Origin of the sequence: Streptomyces endocoffeicus, from assembly GCF_016741935.1 — a bacterium.
Taxonomy (GTDB): domain Bacteria; phylum Actinomycetota; class Actinomycetes; order Streptomycetales; family Streptomycetaceae; genus Streptomyces; species Streptomyces endocoffeicus.
The window spans coordinates 1,571,532-1,593,179 of record NZ_JAERRG010000001.1 but is presented as its reverse complement, the minus strand read 5'-3'; the positions used below and the strand labels follow the sequence as shown (position 1 = coordinate 1,593,179).

20 protein-coding genes are annotated in these 21,648 nt (G+C 71.9%); 10 read left to right on the top strand and 10 right to left on the bottom strand.

Annotation, left to right across the window (positions count from 1 at the left end; genetic code table 11):
* The first annotated feature begins 68 nt into the window (after positions 1-68).
* Positions 69-1,547 (top strand): SDR family NAD(P)-dependent oxidoreductase, encoded by a 1,479-nt coding sequence (locus JK364_RS05910; RefSeq protein WP_201848118.1) that lies wholly within the window; start codon positions 69-71, stop codon positions 1,545-1,547.
* 157 nt (positions 1,548-1,704) lie between these two features.
* Here the strand turns inward: JK364_RS05910 and JK364_RS05905 are convergent, their stop codons facing one another.
* Positions 1,705-2,967, bottom strand: coding sequence for a glycosyltransferase family 4 protein (locus JK364_RS05905; protein ID WP_201848116.1), 1,263 nt, complete (start codon positions 2,965-2,967; stop codon positions 1,705-1,707).
* A 175-nt stretch (positions 2,968-3,142) separates the two neighbouring features.
* On the opposite strand from JK364_RS05905, the gene JK364_RS05900 reads away from it, so the two are divergent.
* Both JK364_RS05900 and JK364_RS05895 read left to right on the top strand, forming a co-directional pair.
* Positions 3,143-3,847 (top strand): response regulator transcription factor, encoded by a 705-nt coding sequence (locus tag JK364_RS05900; protein WP_198276133.1) that lies wholly within the window; start codon positions 3,143-3,145, stop codon positions 3,845-3,847.
* Positions 3,847-5,259, top strand: coding sequence for a sensor histidine kinase (locus JK364_RS05895; RefSeq protein ID WP_201848115.1), 1,413 nt, complete (start codon positions 3,847-3,849; stop codon positions 5,257-5,259). The genes JK364_RS05900 and JK364_RS05895 overlap by 1 nt, the downstream gene beginning before the upstream one ends.
* Positions 5,260-5,436: 177 nt before the next feature.
* Here the strand turns inward: JK364_RS05895 and JK364_RS05890 are convergent, their stop codons facing one another.
* From JK364_RS05890 to JK364_RS05880, 3 genes are read right to left on the bottom strand one after another with little or no spacing between them, the layout of a single operon-like run.
* Positions 5,437-6,255 carry an SAM-dependent methyltransferase gene (locus JK364_RS05890; RefSeq protein ID WP_201848113.1) on the bottom strand — a complete coding sequence of 273 codons (819 nt, stop codon included), beginning with the start codon at positions 6,253-6,255 and terminating at the stop codon, positions 5,437-5,439.
* Positions 6,252-6,548, bottom strand: a complete 297-nt coding sequence (locus tag JK364_RS05885; RefSeq protein WP_020866365.1) for a DUF397 domain-containing protein — start codon at positions 6,546-6,548, stop codon at positions 6,252-6,254. The genes JK364_RS05890 and JK364_RS05885 overlap by 4 nt, the downstream gene beginning before the upstream one ends.
* A 2-nt stretch (positions 6,549-6,550) precedes the next feature.
* Complete coding sequence (locus JK364_RS05880) at positions 6,551-7,408, bottom strand: Sco1979 family transcriptional regulator (protein WP_201848111.1); 858 nt, start codon at positions 7,406-7,408, stop codon at positions 6,551-6,553.
* Between the two features lie 225 nt (positions 7,409-7,633).
* On the opposite strand from JK364_RS05880, the gene JK364_RS05875 reads away from it, so the two are divergent.
* Positions 7,634-8,101, top strand: coding sequence for an ATP-binding protein (locus JK364_RS05875; RefSeq protein WP_201848109.1), 468 nt, complete (start codon positions 7,634-7,636; stop codon positions 8,099-8,101).
* 25 nt (positions 8,102-8,126) lie between these two features.
* Here the strand turns inward: JK364_RS05875 and JK364_RS05870 are convergent, their stop codons facing one another.
* Positions 8,127-9,464, bottom strand: a complete 1,338-nt coding sequence (locus tag JK364_RS05870) for an MFS transporter (RefSeq protein WP_201848107.1) — start codon at positions 9,462-9,464, stop codon at positions 8,127-8,129.
* Positions 9,465-9,574: 110 nt separating this feature from the next.
* Positions 9,575-9,910: a winged helix-turn-helix transcriptional regulator gene (locus tag JK364_RS05865; protein WP_201848106.1), complete on the bottom strand. Its 336-nt coding sequence runs from the start codon at positions 9,908-9,910 to the stop codon at positions 9,575-9,577.
* Positions 9,911-10,053: 143 nt separating this feature from the next.
* On the opposite strand from JK364_RS05865, the gene JK364_RS05860 reads away from it, so the two are divergent.
* Positions 10,054-10,938 carry an NAD(P)-dependent oxidoreductase gene (locus JK364_RS05860; protein ID WP_201848105.1) on the top strand — a complete coding sequence of 295 codons (885 nt, stop codon included), beginning with the start codon at positions 10,054-10,056 and terminating at the stop codon, positions 10,936-10,938.
* Positions 10,939-10,967: 29 nt separating this feature from the next.
* On the opposite strand, the gene JK364_RS05855 is transcribed toward JK364_RS05860, so the two are convergent.
* From JK364_RS05855 to JK364_RS05840, 4 genes are all read right to left on the bottom strand, one after another.
* Complete coding sequence (locus tag JK364_RS05855) at positions 10,968-12,107, bottom strand: DMT family transporter (RefSeq protein ID WP_201848104.1); 1,140 nt, start codon at positions 12,105-12,107, stop codon at positions 10,968-10,970.
* A gap of 97 nt (positions 12,108-12,204) precedes the next feature.
* Entirely contained in the window at positions 12,205-13,764 is a 1,560-nt protein-coding gene (locus JK364_RS05850; protein ID WP_201848103.1) for a bifunctional phosphatase PAP2/diacylglycerol kinase family protein, read from the bottom strand.
* A gap of 142 nt (positions 13,765-13,906) precedes the next feature.
* Positions 13,907-16,231 carry a glycosyl hydrolase family 95 catalytic domain-containing protein gene (locus tag JK364_RS05845; RefSeq protein WP_201848102.1) on the bottom strand — a complete coding sequence of 775 codons (2,325 nt, stop codon included), beginning with the start codon at positions 16,229-16,231 and terminating at the stop codon, positions 13,907-13,909.
* Positions 16,232-16,481: 250 nt separating this feature from the next.
* A complete protein-coding gene (locus tag JK364_RS05840; protein WP_201848101.1) occupies positions 16,482-17,078 on the bottom strand; it encodes a TetR/AcrR family transcriptional regulator C-terminal domain-containing protein in 597 nt (198 codons plus the stop codon).
* 112 nt (positions 17,079-17,190) lie between these two features.
* Between JK364_RS05840 and JK364_RS05835 the strand changes: the two genes are divergently transcribed.
* The 5 genes from JK364_RS05835 to JK364_RS05815 all read left to right on the top strand — a co-directional run bounded on the left by JK364_RS05835 (position 17,191) and on the right by JK364_RS05815 (position 21,631).
* Positions 17,191-18,645: an FAD-dependent monooxygenase gene (locus JK364_RS05835; RefSeq protein ID WP_201848100.1), complete on the top strand. Its 1,455-nt coding sequence runs from the start codon at positions 17,191-17,193 to the stop codon at positions 18,643-18,645.
* 181 nt (positions 18,646-18,826) lie between these two features.
* Positions 18,827-18,997 (top strand): hypothetical protein, encoded by a 171-nt coding sequence (locus JK364_RS05830; protein WP_020866352.1) that lies wholly within the window; start codon positions 18,827-18,829, stop codon positions 18,995-18,997.
* Positions 18,998-19,277: 280 nt separating this feature from the next.
* Positions 19,278-19,805, top strand: a complete 528-nt coding sequence (locus JK364_RS05825; RefSeq protein WP_201848099.1) for a helix-turn-helix domain-containing protein — start codon at positions 19,278-19,280, stop codon at positions 19,803-19,805.
* A complete protein-coding gene (locus JK364_RS05820) occupies positions 19,792-20,454 on the top strand; it encodes an ImmA/IrrE family metallo-endopeptidase (RefSeq protein WP_201848097.1) in 663 nt (220 codons plus the stop codon). Before JK364_RS05825 ends, JK364_RS05820 begins: the two co-directional genes overlap by 14 nt.
* Complete coding sequence (locus JK364_RS05815) at positions 20,447-21,631, top strand: MAB_1171c family putative transporter (RefSeq protein WP_201848941.1); 1,185 nt, start codon at positions 20,447-20,449, stop codon at positions 21,629-21,631. The genes JK364_RS05820 and JK364_RS05815 overlap by 8 nt, the downstream gene beginning before the upstream one ends.
* Positions 21,632-21,648: the final 17 nt, after the last annotated feature.

Below are 21,648 nucleotides of genomic sequence, written 5' to 3'. Positions count from 1 at the left end.
CGCCCCCGCTTCCGTAAAGTTTCGCCGTTGTCCAGGGGAACAGGCGAACCAAGAAAGCGGCAGCGGCGATGACGGTGATTGACGAAGGCCGGGCCGAGCGTGCCCCGGCCGAGGAGCCGGGCATCGACCCGGAGCGGCTGGCGACCTGTCTGAGCGTCCTCGCGGAGCTCGACCGGCTGCCGGTCGACCACCCCGACGCGATCATGGTCCGCCGGGCCACCTCCGGGATCTACCGCAGCGTGAAGCAGCGCAGGCGCCAGGAGCGGCGGGCCGCGAAGACCGCGAACGACAAGGCCGTGACCGAGGCCACCGCCACCGGTGCCGCCGACCGGATCGACGACGAGACGCTGGGCCGCGCGCTCACCAGCTCCGTCAGCACGGAGATCGCGGGCATCCTGGAGCGCCCCCGCTCCTGCTATGTCTGCAAGACCCGGTTTGTCGAGGTCGACGCCTTCTACCACCAGCTGTGCCGCGACTGCGCCGCCGAGAACCGGGCCCGCCGCGACGCCCGCACCGATCTCACCGGACGCCGGGCCCTGCTCACCGGCGGCCGGGCGAAGATCGGCATGTATATCGCGCTGCGGCTGCTGCGCGACGGCGCGCACACCACCATCACCACCCGCTTCCCGGTCGACGCCGTCCGCCGCTTCAAGGCCATGCCGGACAGCGGGGAGTGGCTGCACCGGCTCAAGGTCGTCGGCATCGACCTGCGCGACCCCGCCCAGGTCATCGCGCTGACCGACGCGGTGAGCGCCGCGGGCCCGCTGGACATACTGATCAACAACGCCGCCCAGACCGTCCGCCGCACCCCGCAGGCGTACGCGGAGCTGATAGCGGGCGAGTCGGCGCCGCTCCCCGCCGGGGAGCTCCCCGAGTCCGTGGTCCTCGGCGCCTTCGGCAGCGGCGCCCAGGCGTCCCTGCCGGCGCCCCGCGCGCCCCGGGACGGCGCCCTCACCCCGCAGGACCTCACGGCCCTCGCCCTCACCAGCGGCTCCGCCTCACCGGCCCGGATCGAGGCCGGGACCGCGATCGACGCGGGCGGGCTGGTGCCGGACCTGGACCCGAGCAACACCTGGGTGCAGCGGGTCGGCGAGGTGGACCCGGTCGAGATGCTCGAGGTCCAGCTGTGCAATGAGACGGCGCCGTTCATCCTGGTGAGCCGGTTGCGCCCGGCGATGGCCGCCTCGCCCGCCCGGCGCAAGTACGTGGTCAACGTCTCCGCGATGGAGGGCAAGTTCGACCGGGGCTACAAGGGCGCGGGCCATCCGCACACCAATATGGCCAAGGCCGCGCTGAACATGCTGACCCGCACCAGCGCACGCGAGATGTTCGAGTCCGACGCCATCCTGATGACGAGCGTCGACACCGGATGGATCACCGACGAGCGCCCGCACCCGGACAAGATGCGGCTGGCGGCCGAGGGCTTCCACGCCCCCCTCGACCTGGTGGACGGCGCGGCGCGGGTCTACGACCCGATCGTCCGGGGCGAGCACGGCGAGGACCTCTTCGGCTGCTTCCTGAAGGACTACGCCCCGACGTCCTGGTAACGGCGGGGCACCGCCGGACGGCGCGGCACCGCCGGACGGCTCGGCACCGCCGGACGGCGCGGCACCGCCGGACGGCGCGGCACCGTCGGACGGAGGTCTACCGCCGGACGGCGGGGCGCGCACATCCGCGCCCCGCTCGCCGCGGTCCGGCCTCGGGTCACGCGCTCGCCTTGTGGCCCGCCGCCGGAGTGCGGCGACCGGGGGAGAGGCCGAAGCGGCGGGCCAGCCGCCCCAGGCGGGCGCGGGCGGCGGTCCGGTAGCGCTCCCAGAGGCGGGCGGACCGGCTCGCGCGCAGTTCCTCGAAGAGCTGGTCGTAGCGCCGGGCGATCGGCTCCGGGTCATAGATCCGGGAGCTCTCCAGGGCGGCCGCGCCCATCGCCCGCCGGGCCGGGGCGTCGCCCATCAGCTCCATCAGGGCGCTGGCCAGCGCGTGCTTGTCCCCGGTGGGGACGAGCCGTCCGGTGACCCCGTCCTTGATGATCTCGCCGGGGCCGAGCGGGCAGTCGGTGCTCACCACCGGCACCCCGCAGCGCATGGCCTCCACGATCGTCATCCCGAACGACTCGGCATCCGAGGCGACCGCGACCAGCGACGCCTTGGCGAACTCCGCCTCGATGGGGGAGCGGGGGCCCATCAGCTCCGCGCTCCCGGACAGGCCCAGCCGCTCGATGTGCTCGGCGAGCCGCTCCTTCTCCGCGCCCCCGCCGTAGATCCGCAGCCGCCAGACCGGGAACTTCGCCGAGATCTCCGCGAAGGCGTCGATCAGCAGGTCGAAGCGCTTGCCGCGGACCAGCCGCCCGGCCGCCGCGATCAACGGCTCGGTGCCCTCGGAGGGGGCGACGTCGGGCTCGGGGACGCTGTTGGGTATCGCCAGGGTCCGCACCCCCGGCATCGGCATCTTCTTGCGGTAGACCGCGGCGTCCGCCTCCGTCGTGGTGACGACGGCGTCCAGCGTCCGGTAGAACGGGGCCAGCTCCGCCCGCAGCTTCTTGCTGTGCGCCTCGTACCGCAGGTGCTCCTGGGCGATGCGCAGGGCGCGGCGCGGGGCGAAGCGGGAGATGTAGACGTTCACCCCCGGCCGGGTGCCGACGATCACATCGGCGTCGCAGCCGCGCAGATACTCCGCGGCCCGCGTGTCCATCAGCCGGTTGTACTGCTTGATCCGCTTCTCGGCGGCCGGGAAGTCCCGGCTGGCCTCGAAGAACAGCGGGTCCTTCGCGTCCGCGCGCTCCGGACGCGTGTCCACCAGGGGGATCAGCCGCACCCGCGGGTCGAGGGCGAAACGCGGCGTCTCGCGGTGCCGCATCACCGAGACGATCTCGACCTCATGGCGGTCGGCGAGCGCCGTCGCGAGGTTCATCGTCGTCCGGATCGTTCCGCCGATCCCGTAGGCGTTGTGCAGCAGGAATGCGATCTTCATGCGGTATTTTCTCCGGCCGGGTGCGTCCCCGGGGCGAGTTTCCCCCGGAAGCTGGTCGACACCTTCTCGAGGCCCGGTAAGTCCACCGCGTGAAGAAGGTGAGAGCGGGGTAAGAAGCCCCGCTCAGGACCCCCGCCCGCCGCGGGCACCGCTGTGGCCTTGGCAGACTCGGGGTGTGACCAACACCGTGCTGCTCGCCGAGGACGACCGTGCCATCCGCCAGGCCCTGGAACGCGCCCTGACCCTGGAGGGGTATCGCGTCACCGCCGTACCCGACGGGATAGAGGCGCTGGCGGCCATCCACCGCGAGCGCCCGGACGTGGTCGTGCTGGACGTGATGATGCCGGGCGTGGACGGGCTCCAGGTGTGCCGGGTGCTGCGCGCCGAGGGGGACCGCACCCCCATCCTCATGCTCACCGCGCGGGTCGAGACCGCCGACCGGATCGAGGGGCTGGACGCCGGCGCGGATGACTATGTGGCCAAGCCCTTCGAGATCGAGGAGGTCTTCGCCCGGCTGCGCGCGCTGCTGCGCCGCGCCGCCCCCGCCGAACCGGCCGCGCCGGAGGACACCGCCATCGACGGGGTGCTGGAGGTCGCCGATCTGCGCCTGGACTCCTCGGCCCGGCGGGTCTGGCGCGGCGGTACGGAGCTGGAACTGACCCGCACCGAATTCGACCTGCTGGAGCTGCTGGCCCGCAACGCGGGCATCGTCCTGGACCACACCACCATCTACGCCCGCATCTGGGGCTACGACTTCGGCCCCGGCTCGAAGAACCTCGCCGTCTACATCGGCTATCTGCGCCGCAAGGTCGATCCGGAGGGGCGCGCCCCGTTGATCCACACGGTGCGCGGGGTCGGATACAGCCTGCGGGAGGAGTGATGGTGCGGCTCCCCCCGCTCCGACGTGGCCGGCCCAGTCTGCGGACCACCTTCGCGCTGTCGTTCTCGGCGGCGGCCACCGTGGTCACCCTCCTGGTCGGCGGGCTCAGCTATGACGCGGCGGCCGGGCTGGTGCGGGTGGACCAGCAGTCGGCGTTCGACGGCATCATCCGCGATCTGCGCAGTCAGGTCCGCGGCGAGAAGGTGGTCCTGCGGCAGTACCCCTCGGAGTCCGCCGTGCCCGTCCCGGACGACCTGCGGGACGATCTGCGCCGGATCAGCCGGATGGACGTCCAGGTGATCAACGGCCGGGGCACGGTCTACGACGCGGGCAAGCCCCCGCTGCCGGTGGTCGCCGAGGACCGGACGACCGCCGCCTCCGGCACCCCGGGCACCGTCGTACGGCGCGAGATCGGCATCGGCGGGGAGCAGTACCGGATGGCCACGGTGGCCGTGGGCGACGGCACCGGCGCGATCCAGGTGGCCCAGCAGATCAGCGACACCGAGGATCTGCTGCGCGAGCTCCAGAAGCGCACCGCGCTGTTCGTGATCGCCGTCATCCTGGCCGCCGGGCTGGCCGGCTGGTGGCTGGCCGGGCGGATCACCCGGCGGCTGGTGCGGCTGACCCGGGTCGCCGAGAGCGTGGCCGCCACCGGCCGGATGGAGGTGGCGGTGCCGGTCGCCGGGGACGACGAGGTGGGCCGCCTCGGGCGGGCCTTCGACGGCATGCTCGGACAGCTCGTGCGCTCCAAGGACGACCAGCGGCGGCTGGTCCAGGACGCCGGGCACGAGCTGCGCACCCCGCTCACCTCGCTGCGCACCAACATCTCCCTGCTGCGCCGCTTCGAGGAGCTGCCGGGGCCCGCGCGGGAGGATCTGCTGGCCGATCTGGCGGGGGAGACCCGGGAGCTGACCGATCTGGTCAACGAGCTGGTGGACCTGGCGGCCGGGCAGCGGGACGACGAGCCCCGTACCGAGGTCTCGCTGGAGGAGGTGGCCACCACCGCCGTGACCCTCGCCCGGCGCCGGACCGGCCGGGAGATCACCGTACGGGCCGAGGGCGACACCCGGCTGACGGGCCACCCGGCCACCCTGCAGCGCGCGGTCTCCAATCTGGTGGAGAACGCGGCCAAGTTCGACCAGGGCGGCAACGAGCCCGTCGAGGTGGTGATCAGCGGCCGCCGGGTGGAGGTCCTCGACCGGGGCCCGGGTATCGCCGAGGAGGACCGCGAGCGGGTCTTCGACCGCTTCTACCGCGCGCCCGGCGCCCGCAGCCTGCCCGGTTCGGGGCTGGGCCTGGCCATCGTGCGCGAGGTCGCCCTCGCACACGGCGGCACCGTCTTCGCCCGGCCGCGCCCGGGCGGGGGCTCCATCCTGGGCTTCACGGTCGGCGACGCCACGGAGGCGCCGTGACACCACGCCACGAAGCCCCGGCCGTCCTGCGCGCCGCTGCGGCTACGGGATATCCGGCGGGTCTTTCCCCTACCCGCCCCTTCCCGAAACTGGGGCTCCGCCCCAGACCCCGGGGGGCTCCGCCCCAGACCCCGGGGTCCAGGGGCGGAGCCCCTGGGAACAGCCCCGTCGCGGGCGTCACGACTTGCGGGCTACTCCCGCCCACATGTTGATGTCCGCGCTGCGGATGTCCTCCGGCCGGTCCTCGGGGTCCGGATTCCAGTGGTGGGGCTCCGACACACCCGGGTCGATCAGTTCCAGACCGTCGAAGAAGGCCCCGACCTCGCTCTGGGAGCGGGTGGTGAAGGAGATCCCGCTCTCCTTGTAGACCCGGATGACGTTCCGCCAGGTCTGCTCGGAGAAGTCATGCGTGGAGTGGGTCAGCATCAGATAGCTGCCCGGGACCAGCGGCGCCATCAGCTCGCGGATGATCTCGTACGGCTTGTCCCCCTCCGGAATGAAGTGGAAGAGGGCGTTCAAGGAGATCGCCACCGGCTGGTCCAGGTCCAGCGTCTCGTGCAGTTCGGGGGCGCTCATGATCCGCTGGGGATCGCGCACATCCGACTGCACATAGGCCGTACGGCCCTCGGGGGTGCCGACGAGCAGCGCCTGGGCGTAGGCCAGCACGATGGGGTCGTAGTCGGTGTAGACCACCCGGGCCTCCGGGGCGACCGCCTGGGCCACCTGGTGGAGGTTGGGCTCGGTGGGTATGCCGGTGCCTATGTCGAGGAACTGCCTGACCCCGGCCTCCCGGGCCAGCCAGCGGGTGGCGCGGTGGATGAAGGCACGGTTGACGGTGGCGTTGAGCCGGACGGTCGGATAGACCTCCAGCACCCGCCCGGCGGCCTCCGCGTCGACCTCGTAGTGATCCTTGCCGTTGAGGTAGAAGTCGTACATCCGAGCCGGGTGCGGCTTGGTGGTGTCGATCTGGTCAGGGGCGAGCCCGTTGTCGGTCACGCGGCCCTCCGTTCCGGTGCGGTACCCGCCGAGGTGGTCAGGTTTTCTGGGCGTGTGAGCAGGAAGTCCGCGGCGCCGGCCTTGGCGCCCTGGATGAACTTCTCGATTTCGTGATGGGTGTAGATCAGGGCGGGGCCGTCCGGATCGGTCGACTGGCGCAGGGCCACCCGCCCGTCGTTCAACCGCATGACCTCCACGCAGGCACCGCCGTTGGGGCCGCTCCAGGGCTTGGCCCAGCCTTCGGTTCCCAGATGTTTGGCGGGCATGCCGTTGTACACATGTACCTGATCCACAGTCAGAGCTCCTTGCGAATCCCACGGAGAAAGTTCTCCGTCCGCCGCGCCGGTGTGGCCTGGGTGCCCATGCGGTCCAGGGCCTCCAGATAGGCGACCACATCGGAACGTTGGTCGAGATAGCCGGCGCCGGTCAGGCCCTCGGCATAGACGATGTCCGGCAGTTCCGGGATCTGGAACCGGAAGAGCTGGAAGGGTCCGCCCATGCCCGGGTGAGGGCCGGCGGAGAACGGCACCACCTGAAGGGTGATGTTCGGTCTTTGCACCGATTCGATCAGACGGTCGACCTGGGCGCGCATCACCGCGGGACCGCCGATGGACAGCCGGAGCACCGTCTCGTCCATCACGACCCACAGATGCGGCGCATCCGGGCGGCTGAGCAGCTCCTGGCGCTCCATCCGCAGCGCCACGCGGCGCTCGAGCTCCTGGTTGGACCCGTGCGGGAAGCCGATGGAGAGCAGCGCGCGGGCGTAGTCCTCGGTCTGCAGCAGTCCGGGTATGAAGTGCGGCTCATAGGCGCGGATCCGGCTGGCCGCGCCCTCGAGGCTCACATAGAGGCTGAACCAGTCCGGCAGCACATCACGGAACCGGTGCCACCAGCCGGGCCGGTTGGCCTCCTCGGCGAGTGCGAGGAAGGAGTCGATCTCCTGCTGCCCGGCGCCGTAGGTCTGCAGCAGCTTCTCGACGTAGGGGAGTTTCAGGCCGACTTCGGCCTTCTCCATCCTGCGCACCGTGGTCTGGTTGACGTGCAGCGCCCTGGCGGCCACGTCGTAACTGACGCCGGCTTTTTCGCGAAGGTCCCTCAGCCGCATGCCGAGGACCATCTGCCCGACGGTCGGGGCAGATCGCGCTTCACCCACGTCGTACCTCCTGGGACGGTCTTGTCAGGATCAGTGTGCCACGTACGAGGTGGGGGCAACAGAGTGCTCCGGCTATTCTGCATTTTGCAGATCGCGCCTTGCCAACTGATGCTTGCAGCAACGATAGTGACGGGTGTGACCAGTCCAACGTGGCTGCTGTGTCGCGCACTTGCGGCATTCACGTACGGCATTCACGCCCCCACAGGTAGGACGGACGGAAGGCACATGGCCGTGGCATTGCGTCAGCGCTCGACGATGGCCCACCACCCGAGCTCCGGGAGCGTTGACTCCGCCCTCCGCCAGGAGAGGTTCCAGCTGCCCGCCAGAGGCACCTCGGTCGCGGTCGCCCGGCACCGGGTGCGGTCCCGGGCGCCGGAGTGGGGCTTCGCGGAGGAGCTCTGCGAGGCCGCCGAGCTGGTCATGTCCGAGCTGTTCACCAATGCCCTGGTGCACACCGGGAGCGAGCAGATCCTCTGTGTACTGCGCGCCCATGAGCGGCGGATGCTCTATGTCGAGGTCGCCGACCAGGGCGGTGGACCGGCCGTCCCCACACCGCGGGAGGCCGGTCTGGAGGATGAGTGCGGGCGCGGACTCGCGCTGGTCCGCGCCCTGGCGGACGCGTGGGGGGACCGGCCGGGCGTGAACGGCGGACGGGTGGTCTGGGCCCAGATGAGCGTGACCGTCGGCCGCTGACGCCGGAAACCGGCCCCTCGGCCCGTCACACCGCCGTCGTCCGCCGCTTCCCCGGCGCGGCCGGGTCGTCGGCGCGGCCCCGGGAGAGGGCGGCGTCCCGGGTCTCCCGCATGGTGAGGTAGACGACGAGCGAGACCGCGGCGCACGCCGAGACGTACCAGTAGTACCCGGACTCCACACCGCCCTTCTTGAACCACAGCGCCACATACTCGGCGGTGCCGCCGAACAGCGCGTTGGCCACCGCGTACGGCAGGGCCACCCCGAGCGCCCGGACATGGGTGGGGAACAGCTCCGCCTTCACCACGGCGTTGATCGACGTGTAGCCGGTGACGATGACCAGCGCCGCGAGCGAGAGCAGCAGCGCCCCGGCGAAGCTGTCGGCGTGCGAGAGCGCGGTCATGATGGGGACGGTGCAGAGCATCGAGCCGATGCCGAAGGTGATCAGCAGCGGACGGCGCCCGATCCGGTCCGAGAGCGATCCGGCCAGCGGCTGCAACAGCATGAACAGGAACAGGGCACAGAAGCTCACCAGCGAGGCGTCTGACTTGCTCATCCCGGCCGTGTTCGACAGGTACTTGGTGAGATAGGTGGTGTACGTGTAGTACGCGACCGTGCCGCCCATGGTCAGCGCGACGACCAGCGCCGCCTCCTTGCGGTGGCGCAGCAGCTCGGCGATCGTCCCCCGCTCCTGGCCCTGGTCCTCCTCCTCGGTGTAGACCTCGGTCTCCAGCAGATTGCGCCGCAGCCAGAAGACCACGGCCGCGCCCACGGCGCCGACGACGAACGGAATGCGCCAGCCGTAGGAGTGCAGCGCGTCATCGGACATGGTGTGCTGCAGCACGATCTGCAGACCGAGGCCGATCAGCTGACCCATCGTCATCGACACGTACTGGAAGCTGGAGACGAAACCGCGGCCGCCGGGCCGGGACGCCTCGGTGAGATACGTGGCGCTGGCCGCGTACTCACCGCCCACCGACAGGCCCTGCAGCAGCCGCGCCACCAGCAGCACGAACGCGCCGAAGTAGCCGACCTGGTCATAGGTCGGGGCGATGGCGATGAGCAGCGCGCTGGCCGACATCAGCGTCACCGTCAGGGTGAGCGCCGCCTTGCGGCCGCGCCGGTCGGCGAACCGGCCCAGCAGCCAGCCGCCGACGGGACGCATGAAGAAGCCCACCGCGAAGATCCCGGCGGTGTTGAGGAGCTGCGCCGTGTCGTTGCCCTTGGGGAAGAAGGCTCCGGCGAAGTAGGTGGCGAAACTGGCGTAGACGAACCAGTCGTACCACTCGACGAGATTTCCGATCGAGCCGCCGAAGACGGCTCGCCAGGGAGTGCGTGGTTGGCTCCGGGGAGCGCTGTCGGTCACGGGGCCTCCAAGTGAGCGGGGTGAACTCCACACCCCTACCCCGCGGAGGGCCGGTTGGAAAAGAGTTTCCGCGGTGAGGTCGCGCCCGTGGGCGTGCGGCGGCCCGGAAGTCAGCCCTGCCCCGCCTCCTCCAGCGCCGCCATCCGTCGCTTGCCCCACGCGCCCAGCGGGCCCAGCGCCGTGTTCAGCTCGTCGCCCAGCCCGGTCAGCGAATACTCCACCTTCGGCGGCTTCACGTCGTAGATCTCCCGGTGGACGATTCCGTCCGCCTCCAACTCCCTCAGCTGCTGCGTCAGCACCTTTTCGGTCACGCCCGGGACCAGCCGCCGCAATTCCCCGAAACGGCACCGCTGGTGATTGAGCGCCCAGATGATCAGGACTTTCCACTTTCCGTCGATCACATCCACGGCCGCGTCCAGACCGCAGACATAAGGCTGACTCCCCATGGCCCCGCCCGCCCCCACTGACCTCAAGGTAAGTACGCACTAATTAGTGCGTACTTGCCCACACTACCGCTGGGGAACGAGCCTGTGATCGGCGCGCCGAACCCCTACGACCGAGCGGTAACGAATCCCCTGGAGCAACCGAGATGAGCGAAACCCCCGTGACGGTGCTGGGCCTCGGCGACATGGGCACCGCCCTGGCCCGCGCCCTTCTGCGGGCCGGGCACCGGACGACGGTGTGGAACCGTACGGCGGCCAAGGCCGAGGCGCTCGCCACCGAGGGCGCGCTGACGGCCGCCACGGCCGGTGCGGCCGTCGCGGCGAGCCCCCTGGTGGTGGTCTGTCTGCTCGACTACGACTCCGTACGGCAGGTGCTGGCCCCCCTCGGGGACGCCCTGTCCGGCAAGGCCGTCGTCAACCTCACCAACGGCACTCCGCGGCAGGCCCGTGAGCTGGCCGCGTGGGCGGCCGGACACGGCGCCCAGTACCTCGACGGCGGCATCATGGCCGTCCCGCCGATGATCGGCACACCCGCCGCCTTCCTCCTCTACAGCGGCTCGCCCGCCGCCTTCGCGGACCACCGGCCCGTGCTGGACCTCTTCGGCGAGAGCCACCACCTCGGCGAGGACCCCGGCCGTGCCCCGCTGTACGACATCGCCCTGCTCAGCGCGATGTACGGGATGTTCTCCGGCGTACTGCACGCCTACGCCCTCGTCACGTCGGACGGTGTGGCGGCGGCCGATGCCGCCCCGCTGGTGGGGCGCTGGCTGACCGCCATGTCCGGGGCCGTGGACGGCTACGCGCGGCAGATCGACTCCGGTGACCACGCCACGGGGGTGGTCTCCAACCTCGCCATGCAGTCGGCCGCGTTCGTCAACTTCACCGGCTCCGCGCGGGACCAGGGCATCAGCCCCGAACTGATCGCCCCGATCGGCCGTCTCATGGCCCGCCGGGTCGCCGACGGCCATGGCCATGAGGGCCTCTCGGGGCTGGTGGAACTGCTCGGCCAGGGGCGGCCCGGCGCGGCCTGAGCGGCATCGTGACACTTCCCGCGGGGCGCTCAGGCGTGGTGCTGCAGGACGGCCTCGCCGCGGTCGGGTAGGTGGGGGTCGGACAGGTGGGGCTCGGGCTCCTCGTCGCCGGTGGGCTGGCGGGGGATCGGGTGGGGGAGACGGAGCGAGGGACCGGGCTCGGCGGGCACCTCGCGGCCGGCCGGCACCTCGTGCGGGCCGGGTCCGCCAGGCCCCTCCGGGACCTCCGGCCCGCCGATGCCACCGGCTCCACCCGCGGCATCGCGCCCGTCGTGGCCGGGGGCGTCCGGCGCCTCGACGACCGTGGCCTCGGCGTCCTCGGCGGCGGCTTCCGCTTCGGCCTCCGCCTCGGCGTTGTGCACCGTCAGCATCACCAGGCCGGTGCTCGCGACGAGGGCCGCCACCAGGGCGAGCAGCGTGCCGGGCGCGCCGTGCCGGAAGTGCTCGCCCAGCGCGGCGAGGCCGACGGCGGTGGCGACCACGGGGTTGACCACGGTCGCCGTCGCCAGCGGCGAGGCCAGCCCGGCGCCCCGGTACGACGCCTGGGACAGCAGCACCCCGCCCGAGGCCAGCAGCCCGATCGTGACCAGGCCGGGCAGGGCGTCCTCCCACGCGTCCCAGGTCCACTCCACGGCCACGTTCTTGGTGACCACCGACGAGACGCCGAAGGCCGTCCCCGCGGCCGCCGCCAGCAGCACACTGCGGATCCCGGGCGACCGCATCAGACGAGCCGCCCCGATCAGCACGGCGATGGCGGAGACCGTGATCACGATCAGCCAGAAGCCGTCCCGCTCGGCCAGCGACTGGGCCCGCGAGGAGCCGGTCAGCGAGAGCAGCCCGGCGAGCCCCACGGTGGCCAGCAGCGCACCCCGCCAGCCGGCCGCCCCGACCCGGCGGCGGACGAACATGGCCGCCATCGGCAGGGCGAAGACGATCGTGAGAGCCCCTAGGGGTTGCACCACGCTCAGCGGGCCGTAGGCAAGTGCGATCACATGGAGGACCGCGCCCGTCCCGTTGAGGCTCACCGCGGCCCACCAACTCCCGCGCCGCAGCGGAGCGGACGCGAGGCGCGGCGTCGTGGCCGCGACATGCTCCTGGAGTATGGCTCCGGCGGCGTAGCAGACCGCCGAGGCCAGGGCCAGCAGCACAGACAGCGCGAGGGAGGTCACGTCGCGGCCCCCTGGGCCGATCGGTCGTCGTCCATGCCCTCATCCTTGACGGTGGGGTGTGCCCCCGTCGTCGTCCTTGAGCACAGACTTGTGCGTACTACTTGCGTAGTAGGGCCCTCCACCAATGGGGTGCCTTCGCGGCCGCCGTACGGGCCCTTTGGAGCAACTCGTTCTGCGGCTCGGCGGGGCGGTAGACGGTGAGCGCCCCCGGCCACTTGTCGATGAGCAGCTTCTCCGCGGGGTCGGCGGCCACCTCTCCATCGTAGGCACGGCTGTCCACGCCGTGGAGGCCCGACAGGCGCAGTTGGCGCATGCGCCGCGTCGTATAGACATGTGACCGACCGAGCGTGCCGGTGAGCGCCGCGATCAGCAGCCGGGTGCGGGCCAGCCGCTCCTCGCCGTCGATCACCCGCACATCGAGCAGCCCGTCGTCGAGCTGCTGACGGTAGGCGGGCGCGAAACCCTCCGGGGAGTAGACGCCGTTACCGGCGAACAGCATCCACAGCCGCCGCTGCCGCCCGTTGACCTCGACCTCCATGGGGCGCGCGGTGCGCAGCACCCGGGTGAGCGCGACGGCGGCCGCGGGCCACTTGCCGAGCCGGCCCTGGAGGCTCTCCCGGATGCGCACCAGCTCCGGGTAGAAGCCGAGGCTGAAGGTGTTGACGAAGTGGCTGGTCTCGCCGCCTCCGGCGAGGGGCGTGGCGCGGCCGAGGTCCACGGCCACCGCGTCGCCCTCGGTCACGGCGTGCGCGGTGTCCTCGAAGGCCGGTACGCCGAGGTCCAGCGCGAAGTGGTCGAGAGTGCCGCCGGGGAACACGGCGAGCGGCAGCCCGCGTTCGGCCGCGACCGTGGCGGCCGCGTTGACGCTGCCGTCCCCGCCGCAGATGCCCAGCGCCCCGGCCCGTTCGACGGCGCGCTGGGCGGCCTGCCCGAGCAGGCCCATGAAGTCGTCGTCGGGCCCGCACTCCACGATGTCCGCGGCGGGCAGCAGTACCCGCAGCTGCTCGGCGACCGTGAACGCGCCGGTGGGGGTTCCCGTACCGGCCCGCTGGTTGACCATGACGACCAGACCGTCGCCCTTGGGCAGGGCGGGCGCCGAGATCCGCGGCCGGGCCCGCGCCGGGACCTCGGGGCGCGGCGGCCAGTAGCGGCAGGTCAGCGCGGCGGCCCCGGCGCCGAGGGCGATACCGGCCAGCACATCGCTGGGGTAGTGGACCCCCACGTACACCCGGGAGACGGCGACGGCGGCGGCGAGCGGGGCGACCAGCAGGCCGTACCGCGAGGACTCCAGCGCCACTCCGGTGGCGAAGGCGGCGGCGGAGGCCGAGTGCCCGGAGGGGAAGGAACTGGTCCACGGCTGCCGGCGCAGCCGGCGCATCAGGGGCACCCCGTCCATGACCGGACGCTTGCGTTCCACGGTCCACTTGACCACGACGTTCGACGCGAGCGAGGCGGCGGCGAGCGAACCCATCCCGCGCAGCGCGGCCCGCCGCGCGGTGCGGCCGCCGACCGTGGCGAGCACCCCGGCCGTGCCGAACCACAGCCGGCCGCGGTCGGCGGCCCGGCTGAGCCGGGGCAGCAACGGATGGGCACCGCGGAGCCGGCTGTCCGCGACCCGCGCGAACAGCCGGCGGTCGAAGTCACTGATGTGTCTCATGCGTGATGGGTAACCCGGAACCGGGGTCGGCACGCGTCATCCGTCGGCGGCCGGGCCCCGGCCGGGAGACCGTGGGCGCGGTCCGGGACGCGGTTCGGGACGCGGTCCGGGGTGCGATTCGGGACTCGGTCCGGGACTCGGTTCAGGTCGCGGGGAGCCCCCAGCGCGGCGCCGGCTCGCCCGCCTCGACCGGGCGGACCGTCAGGTCCGGGCGGTCGCCGCGGGCGGTGATGATCGCCTCCTGGCCCCTGGTGAGCGCGATCCGTATCGTTCCCGCGCCCACGGTCTCGTACGGCAGCCGCCGCCCGTGCCCGTCCCGCACCTCGATGGGCCCGTCCAGGGAGTGCCGTACGACACAGGGCGCGCCCGCCTCGCTGCGCAGCCGCACCCAGCGGGTCCGGCCGCCCTCGCGGGCGGCGCTCAGCAGGAAGGCGCCCTGGGTGCGGAAGTCGTGGACCATCAGCTCACTCCAGGCGGTGGGCAGCGCGGGGAAGATCCGGATCACCCCGCCCCAGCTCTGGCACACCATGTCGTGCAGCGACTGCGCGGCGGACAGCGGCGTCTCGATGACCGGGCCGGACTCCTTGTACATGGTGTTCGGCTGGATGAAGCGGCTCATCAGCTCGACCAGGTACTTCAGCGCGTCCTCACCACGCCCCATCTGCGCGGACATCGAGGCGGCGCCGGTGAAGGTGTAGCCCTGGAGCGCGCCCTCGAAGCCGACCCAGTGGTTGAGGGAGGTCTCGATCAGCTCGCGCTTGGCGGGGTCCTCCCAGGTGACCTCGTACAGCGGATAGACCGCGAGCATATGGGAGTAGTGGCGGTGGGACTTGGCGAAGGGCACGCCCGCGCCGATCATGAAGCCGTTCTCGTCGACGGGGTACGGGGCGAGCTTGGCCAGCACCTCCCGCCAGCGCGGTGCGGAGGGGTCCTTGACGCCGAGGATCCGGGCCGACTCAAGGAGGGTGGCGCAGCCCCAGCGCAGCAGCATCAGGTCGTAGTTGCAGTCGGGCGCGTTGACGCCGTACTCCGGCGAGAAGGTGGCGGGCAGATGCAGCTTGCCGTCGCTGCCGGGGGTGAGGAAGTGGAGGTAGTAGGCGATGGCCTTGCGCAGCAGCGGATGGACCACCTCGCGCAGCACCGACTCGTCCATGGTGTGGCGGTAGGTCAGCCACACGTTGTGCAGCGCCCAGGTGAGGTTGCCGACCTCGGGGGTGGGCGGGTCCTGGCCGGGGATGCCGACCGCGAAGCCGCCGTTGGCCACCGCGCCGCCGTTGACCAGATGGATGTCGGTGGTGCGGGGGATGCCCGCCGAGTCCTTGCGGTACGGGGCGTCGAGCTGGTTGGAGAGGTTGTCGCGGAATTCGCCGAGCGCCCGTGTCACCGCGTCGAGTTCGAGGTGGTTGGAGCCGTGGATCAGCCAGTACTCCAGCTGCACATTGAGGTTCCACCAGGTGGCGGGCCACGGGGTGGACTCCAGCCAGGGTCCCGAGGTGGCCATCACGGGGGCGTCGGCGCGTGCGGCCGCGGCCACCTTGTACAGCTGGATCCAGTAGAAGCGCTGGAGCCGGGCGTCGGGGAGGGAGAGGAAGCTCTTCCGGTAGTAGGCGTGCCACCAGGCGCGATGGGTGGGCGCGAGGGCGTCGTAGGGGAGCGCCGAGGCGGACCCGATGTCCTTCAGGGCGCGGTCGCGCGCGGTCCGCTTGGGGTGGGAGTGGGCCACGGTGACGTACAGCGTCCGCCGCCCGGCGCGGGTCCGCTCCCGCCAGGCCGTCACATGCTGTCCGCCGGCGAGCAGCGGCTGCACGGCGGCCTGGACGCCGTGGTGGTCCTCGACGACGGCCGGGGGGTTGCCGGTGTAGCCGTCGGGGACCGGTTTGAAGTCGACCCGCGGGCTGATGGCCTCGGCGGGGTGGAACACCCAGCGGAACGCGGCCTCACCGGAGGTCGGGGTCACCTCGATCGCCATGACGGAGCGTGAGTTGTGCACCAGGGCGCGGAGGGTGAGCGTGCCCTTGTCGGTGGTGATGGTCCCGGTCAGCTCGGCGTCGCGCAGCCGCAGCCGCCAGTCGACGGCGGTGATGGCACCGACCGGCTCCAGGGTGAAGTACCCGATGGGCAGCCGTGCGAGCCCGAAGAGGGAGCCGAACTCCGGCCGGTGGTCCTGGACCTCGCTGTGCTGCACGTTGAAGCGCACCGCGTTGGCGCCGCCCGGCTCGGCGTAGATGCCCGAGCCGAGCCGGGCGTTCCCGAGGAAGGGGCCCTCGTACCAGGTCCGCGGCAGCTTCTGCCACACCATGTCGGCGTCGGCGAGGACCGTGGCCCAGGGGTCCCCCGCGGGGCGGGCGGCCGCGGCGGGGGCCGGTGGCCCGGCGGCGTACGCGGTGGCCGGGCCGGCGAGTCCGGCGGCGGCGCCCGCGGCCATGGCGGTGCCGACGACGGTCCTTCTGGTGGGTGCGGATGACATGACGCTCCAGGGGTGTGAACCGGGGTGCGGGCGTTCTTCGGCGGGGGCGGCGGGGCGCGGCGGCGGTCACGTACATGCCTGAGGTTCCTCGATCTGAACCCCTCGGGCATGATGCAGGCCCCATGGCGGAACCGGAACCCCTCGGGCGTCATAAACATCGGATGGACGGTGGGGATGGCAGCCGGAAATGGCGCCCGCACCAGGGCAGGCGCGGCAAGACCTCGGATCTCCTGGCCCGGAAGCGGGCGGGTTACCCGCTCGCTTCCCGTCCCCTGACGATCAGCCCGACGCCGTGCCGGAAGCGGTGCTCGAAGTCACCGAAGTGTTCGGTGACCGCGGCGAGGGAGGGGAAGCGCTCGGCGGTGACCGCCCGCCGCAGCGGCTCCATGCCGCCGATGCCCTGGGCGGCCTGCTCCTCCTGGGCCAGGCCGAGCGTGAAGTACACCAGCGACCAGGTCCGCCAGCCCGCTTCGGCGGGGCCGTGGCCACCGCTGAGGAACGCCCCCGTCATGGCGTCCGCGAAGCGCAGGGTGTGCTCCTCGGCGATATATGTCCCGGCCACGACCCGGGCGCCGTCGCGGCGGGAGAGCAGTGCGGCGCGATAGCGGTGGGCGAGCGTCCGCGCCCGTTCGTCCCAGGGCTCCGGGAGCGGCGCGTCGGCGCATCCCTCGAGCATCGCGTCGGCCATCAGCTCCAGCAGCCGGGGCTTGCTGGAGGCGTGCCAGTAGACGGTGTTGAGCTGCACGCCCAGCCGCTCGGCGACCTTGCGCATCGTGAGCTTGTCCAGCCCCGCCTCGTCGAGCAGTTCCAGTGCCGCCGTCACCACGGCCGTGCGGTCCAGGCCCATGCCGTCGCTCTCCCTCCGCTTGCGTCTTGATCCGGGATCAAGTCTACTGGGGCCAGATCATTGATCCTGGATCAAGAGGCCGGGATCGGAACAGAGCGAGGGAGATGGTGTGGTGACCGACGTCGTCGTGGTGGGGGCCGGACCCGTGGGGCTGCTGCTCGCGGCCGAGCTGCGGCTGGTGGGCGTGGACGTCACCGTGATCGAACGCGCGGCCGCCCGCAGCCCGCACTCCAAGGCGCTGACCCTGCATCCGCGCAGCCTGGAGGTGCTGGCGATGCGCGGCATCGCCGGGCCGTTCGTCCGCGAGGGCGTGCCCGTGCCCACCGGGCACTACGGCGGGCTGCCGGTCCGGCTGGACTTCTCCGTGCTGGACACCCGGTTCCCGTACACGCTGGTACTGCCGCAGCTCCGCACCGAGCAGCTGCTGGAGGAGCGGCTGCGGGCGCTCGGCGGGGAGATCCGCCGGCGGCACCGGGCGCTGGAGGTGCGCCAGGACGCGGACGGCGCCGAGGTGGACGTGGCGGGCCCCGACGGGACGTACACCCTGCGCGCGGCGTGGATGATGGGCTGTGACGGGGCCGGGAGCGCCGTACGGACCTCCGCCGGGATCGACTTCCCCGGCACCGGGGCCACGACCACCGGTTTCCTGGGCGATGTGGTGCTCGACGCGCCGCCGTCGGTCCCCTCGGTCGACAACGAGTACGGGGGCTTCCTGATCGTCCCGCTGGCCGACGGGCACCACCGCATCGCGGGCTCCACCAGGGAGTCCCTCACCGTCCCCGCCGACCGGCCGCTCACCTTCGAGGAGCTGCGCGGCTATGTGCGCCAGGTCGCGGGCACGGACTTCGGGATGCGGGCACCCCGCTGGCTGTCCCGGTTCGGCAACGCCGCCCGGCAGGCCGCCCGCTACCGCGACGGCCGCGTCCTGCTCGCCGGGGACGCGGCGCATATGCACATGCCCATGGGCGGCCAGGGCCTCAATGTGGGGCTCCAGGACGCCTTCAACCTCGGCTGGAAGCTGGCCGCGGTGTGCCAGGGCCGCGCGCCCGACGGGCTGCTGGACACCTACCACGCCGAGCGCCACCCCGTGGGGGCCGCGCTGCTGGAGAACACCCAGGCCCAGACCGTGCTCGGCGCCACGCACACGCCCGACGTACAGGCCCTGCGCTCGGTGTTCGGCCGGCTCCTGGCCCATCCGGCGGTGAACCGGCGGTTCGCCGGGGAGCTCTCGGCGCTGGACGTGGCCTACCCGGCGGACGGGGCGCCCGACCGGCTCACCGGCACCCGGGCCCCCGACCTCGGGCTGGACGGGGCGCCCGAGCCCAGCCTGTATCCGCTGCTGGCCGACGGGCGCTTCGTGCTGCTCCACCTCGGCGCGGACGGCGATACGGGGCGTGACCCGGGCGACGCCCGTGCCACCGCCGACGCGCTCGCCGGGAGTCCGGACCGGATACGGGCCGTGACCGCGCGCCCGACCACCACCCATGACGGCTGGGCGGGGCGGCGGACGGTCCTGGTGCGCCCCGACGGCCATGTCGCCTGGGATACCGCGCTGTCCACCAAGTGAGACGTGTTCGGTGGGTCTCGTACGTACCAGCTCATCACGGATGGCTCCGCGCGGCCACCGGGCGCGGAACGCGGTCCCGGCGGCGGCTTGTTGTCCACTCCCTGAGAATCGACGCGCGAAGCGTTCAAGCGCTGGTTAACCTGACGACAGATCCGGTTCAGCCGACACGAGGGAGTGTGCGGTGACCCCCGAACAAACACAGAGCGACGACGCGCGCGCCGATAACAGCGGGAGGTTCGTGCAGGCAGCCGAGGTGGGCAGTCTGGAGGTATGGGCGCGTTCCGCGCCGATCCGACTCGCCGGTTATGAGGACGACCTCGCCGAGCCGCACATCCTCCAGAGCGTGGACTGATGGCCCGGTGCGTGCGCTGAGAGCGAGGGAGGACACCGGTCCCCCGGCCGCGGCCGCTGGCAGCAAGCGGACATCCCGGCCGTCGACCGGTCGCCTCCCTCGCCTGACGGATCACCCTTCTGGCTCAGCTACCAACTGGTAGTTAAGTCCTCCACCCCCGTGATGCGGCACCGGGCTGGTGTGCCCCGCGAGGCACATGGCAGGATGCATCGCGCGGCGTCGTTCGCCTTAACCAACCGTGAGGGCGTGCGAGCCCGGGAGCAGCCGTGAGGGGGCGCAGATGGCAGCGGGTGGAGACGGGTCACCGGACGCGGCCGGCAGCCCGCTGGCGGACCGGCTCAACTACCTGTTCACCACCATGCACCCGCCGGGCGCGCCGTACACCAACGCGTATGTCGCCGAGGAGATCAGCGGCGGCGAGGAGTACGGCGGGGTGAGTTTGACCGAGCAGTATCTGTCGATGCTGCGCAACGGCAGGCGCACCAACCCCAGTCCGGATGTGCTGCGGGGGCTCGCCAAGTTCTTCGCCGTGCCCGTCGGTTATCTGCTGGGCGATCTGTCGCCTTCGCAGGCGGAGCGGGTCGAGGAGGAGGTACGGTTCCTCGTCGCCATGCGCGACAAGCGGGTCCGCAGCATCGCGCTGCGCTCCGTGGGCCTCCCGCCAGAGGTCCAGGACAGTCTCACCACGATCATCTCCCAGTTCCGGCAGCAGATGAACCTTCCGCCCGAGCCGCCCGGGACGAACGGCGCCGGAGAGGCGGACGGTTCGGGCGGTCCGGACGGCGGGGCGACGAATGGCCGTCGATGACCCGGAACTCTTCTCCTCCTGGCGGCGGACCGGAAACGAGGGTGGTACAGGCATGCGAGTGGGCCGGATACGGCGGCGGTGCAAGCAGCTCATCAAGGAGCTCGGGCTGCCCGCCTCGACCGACCTGCCCGGTCTGTGCGACCTCGTGGCCCGCCGCGTCGGACGCCCCGTCCACCTGGTGCCGATGAGCCTGGGCGGTGTGGTCTCGGGCATGACCGCCTCCACCGACGAGGACTACTGGATCTTCTACGAGCTCAGGACGTCCCCCTGGCACCAGATCCATATCGTGCTGCATGAAATCGGCCATCTGCTGCTCGGGCACGAGCAGGACCCGGCGGTCACCGAGGACGCGCTGCGGATGTGGACGCCGTCGGTCGATGTGACCACCGCGATGCGCAGGCTGGGGATGACCCCGGACTTCGCCCGCCACCACTGCTACGACAACCTCACCGAGCGCGAGACCGAGGTGCTGGGCACCCTCCTGATGGAGCGTGTGGTGCCGACCTCGCCGGACCACGGGCTGCCGCTCGAGGGCCGGGCGGCCGAACTCGCCGCGGCGCTGGGCCCGGCGCTGCGCCATGTGCGCACCGACGGGGTCGTCCGTACCGATGGCGTACGCGGTGAACCGGGCGGTGACACCGGTGTTTGACCTCGTCTATCTGTGCTTCGGCGCCGCCGCCTGGACGATGGCCGGTTACAAGGCCCGCGCCTGGTTCCGCGACCGCGCCAACGCCGATCTCGGCCTGGCGTGTGTGATGACCGCGGCCGTGGCCAATGTGTTCCTGCTCTCCGCGCCCAGCGTCTACCGCTGGTTCGACGGGCTGGTGGGCGTCGCCAATCTCGCCATGGTCTTCCTCTACTCCTCCGTCGTGGTGTTCGCCACCGGCGCCCTGGTGCTGCTGCTGCGCTGGACGGGCTCCGCGGTGCCGCCCCGCGCGGTGGTCGCCGCCGTGGCCGTGGCGTGGACGGTGGCCGTCGTCGGCTTCGCGGTGGGCCGCCCGGACGCCGTGGAGCACCCCCGCGACTTCAGCACCGCCTACGCCGACGCCCCCGGAGTGGTCCTCTTCCTGGTGCTGTATCTGGCCATTTTCGGAGCCGGTCTGGCGGGGCTCGGCATCCTGTGCCCGCGCTATGCCGCCAGCCTGCGAGGCTCATGGCTGGCCCGGGGGCTGCGGGTGCTGGCCGCCGGATGCTGGCTGGGACTGGCGTACTGCGCCTGCAAGCTGATCGGTTTCGTCTTCTCCTGGGCGGGCCATGAGCTGTACTGGCTCTCCAACGGAGTGGCCCCGCTGACCGCCTCGGTCGCGGCGCTCCTGGTGCTGGCCGGTTTCGCCATCCCCGCGGTGGGCCCGAGGGCCTCCGCGTGGCGCCGCTTCCGGAGGCTGCGGCCGCTGTGGCGGGAGGTCACCGAGCAGGCCCCCGAGGTGTCCATGGGGCAGTCCCGCTGGACCGGCTGGTGGCCGTTCGCGGATCTGGAGTGGCGGGCCAACCGCCAGATGGCGGAGATCCGGGATGTCCAGCGCGGCGTACGGCGTCATGTGGAGGCCCGCGTGCTGGAGATTGCGCATGTCAAGGGCGGCGCGGCGCGACTCGGCGATTGGCAACTTGCTGCCGTAGTGGAAGCAGCGGCGCTCAGACGCGGTTTGCTGAATCAAGCAAACGGACATGTGCCGGAGTCCGCGGCGGACAGCGTGGTGGTGACGACAGGGGCCGAACTGGTGGCGGAGCACGAGCATCTGGCCCGCGTCGCCGACGTCTACCACCTGCCGCTGGTGGACGAGGTACTCGCGGAACTGAGAGAGGAGACCGCCGCCCGGCGGCGGTGAACGGGGGGATCACAGAC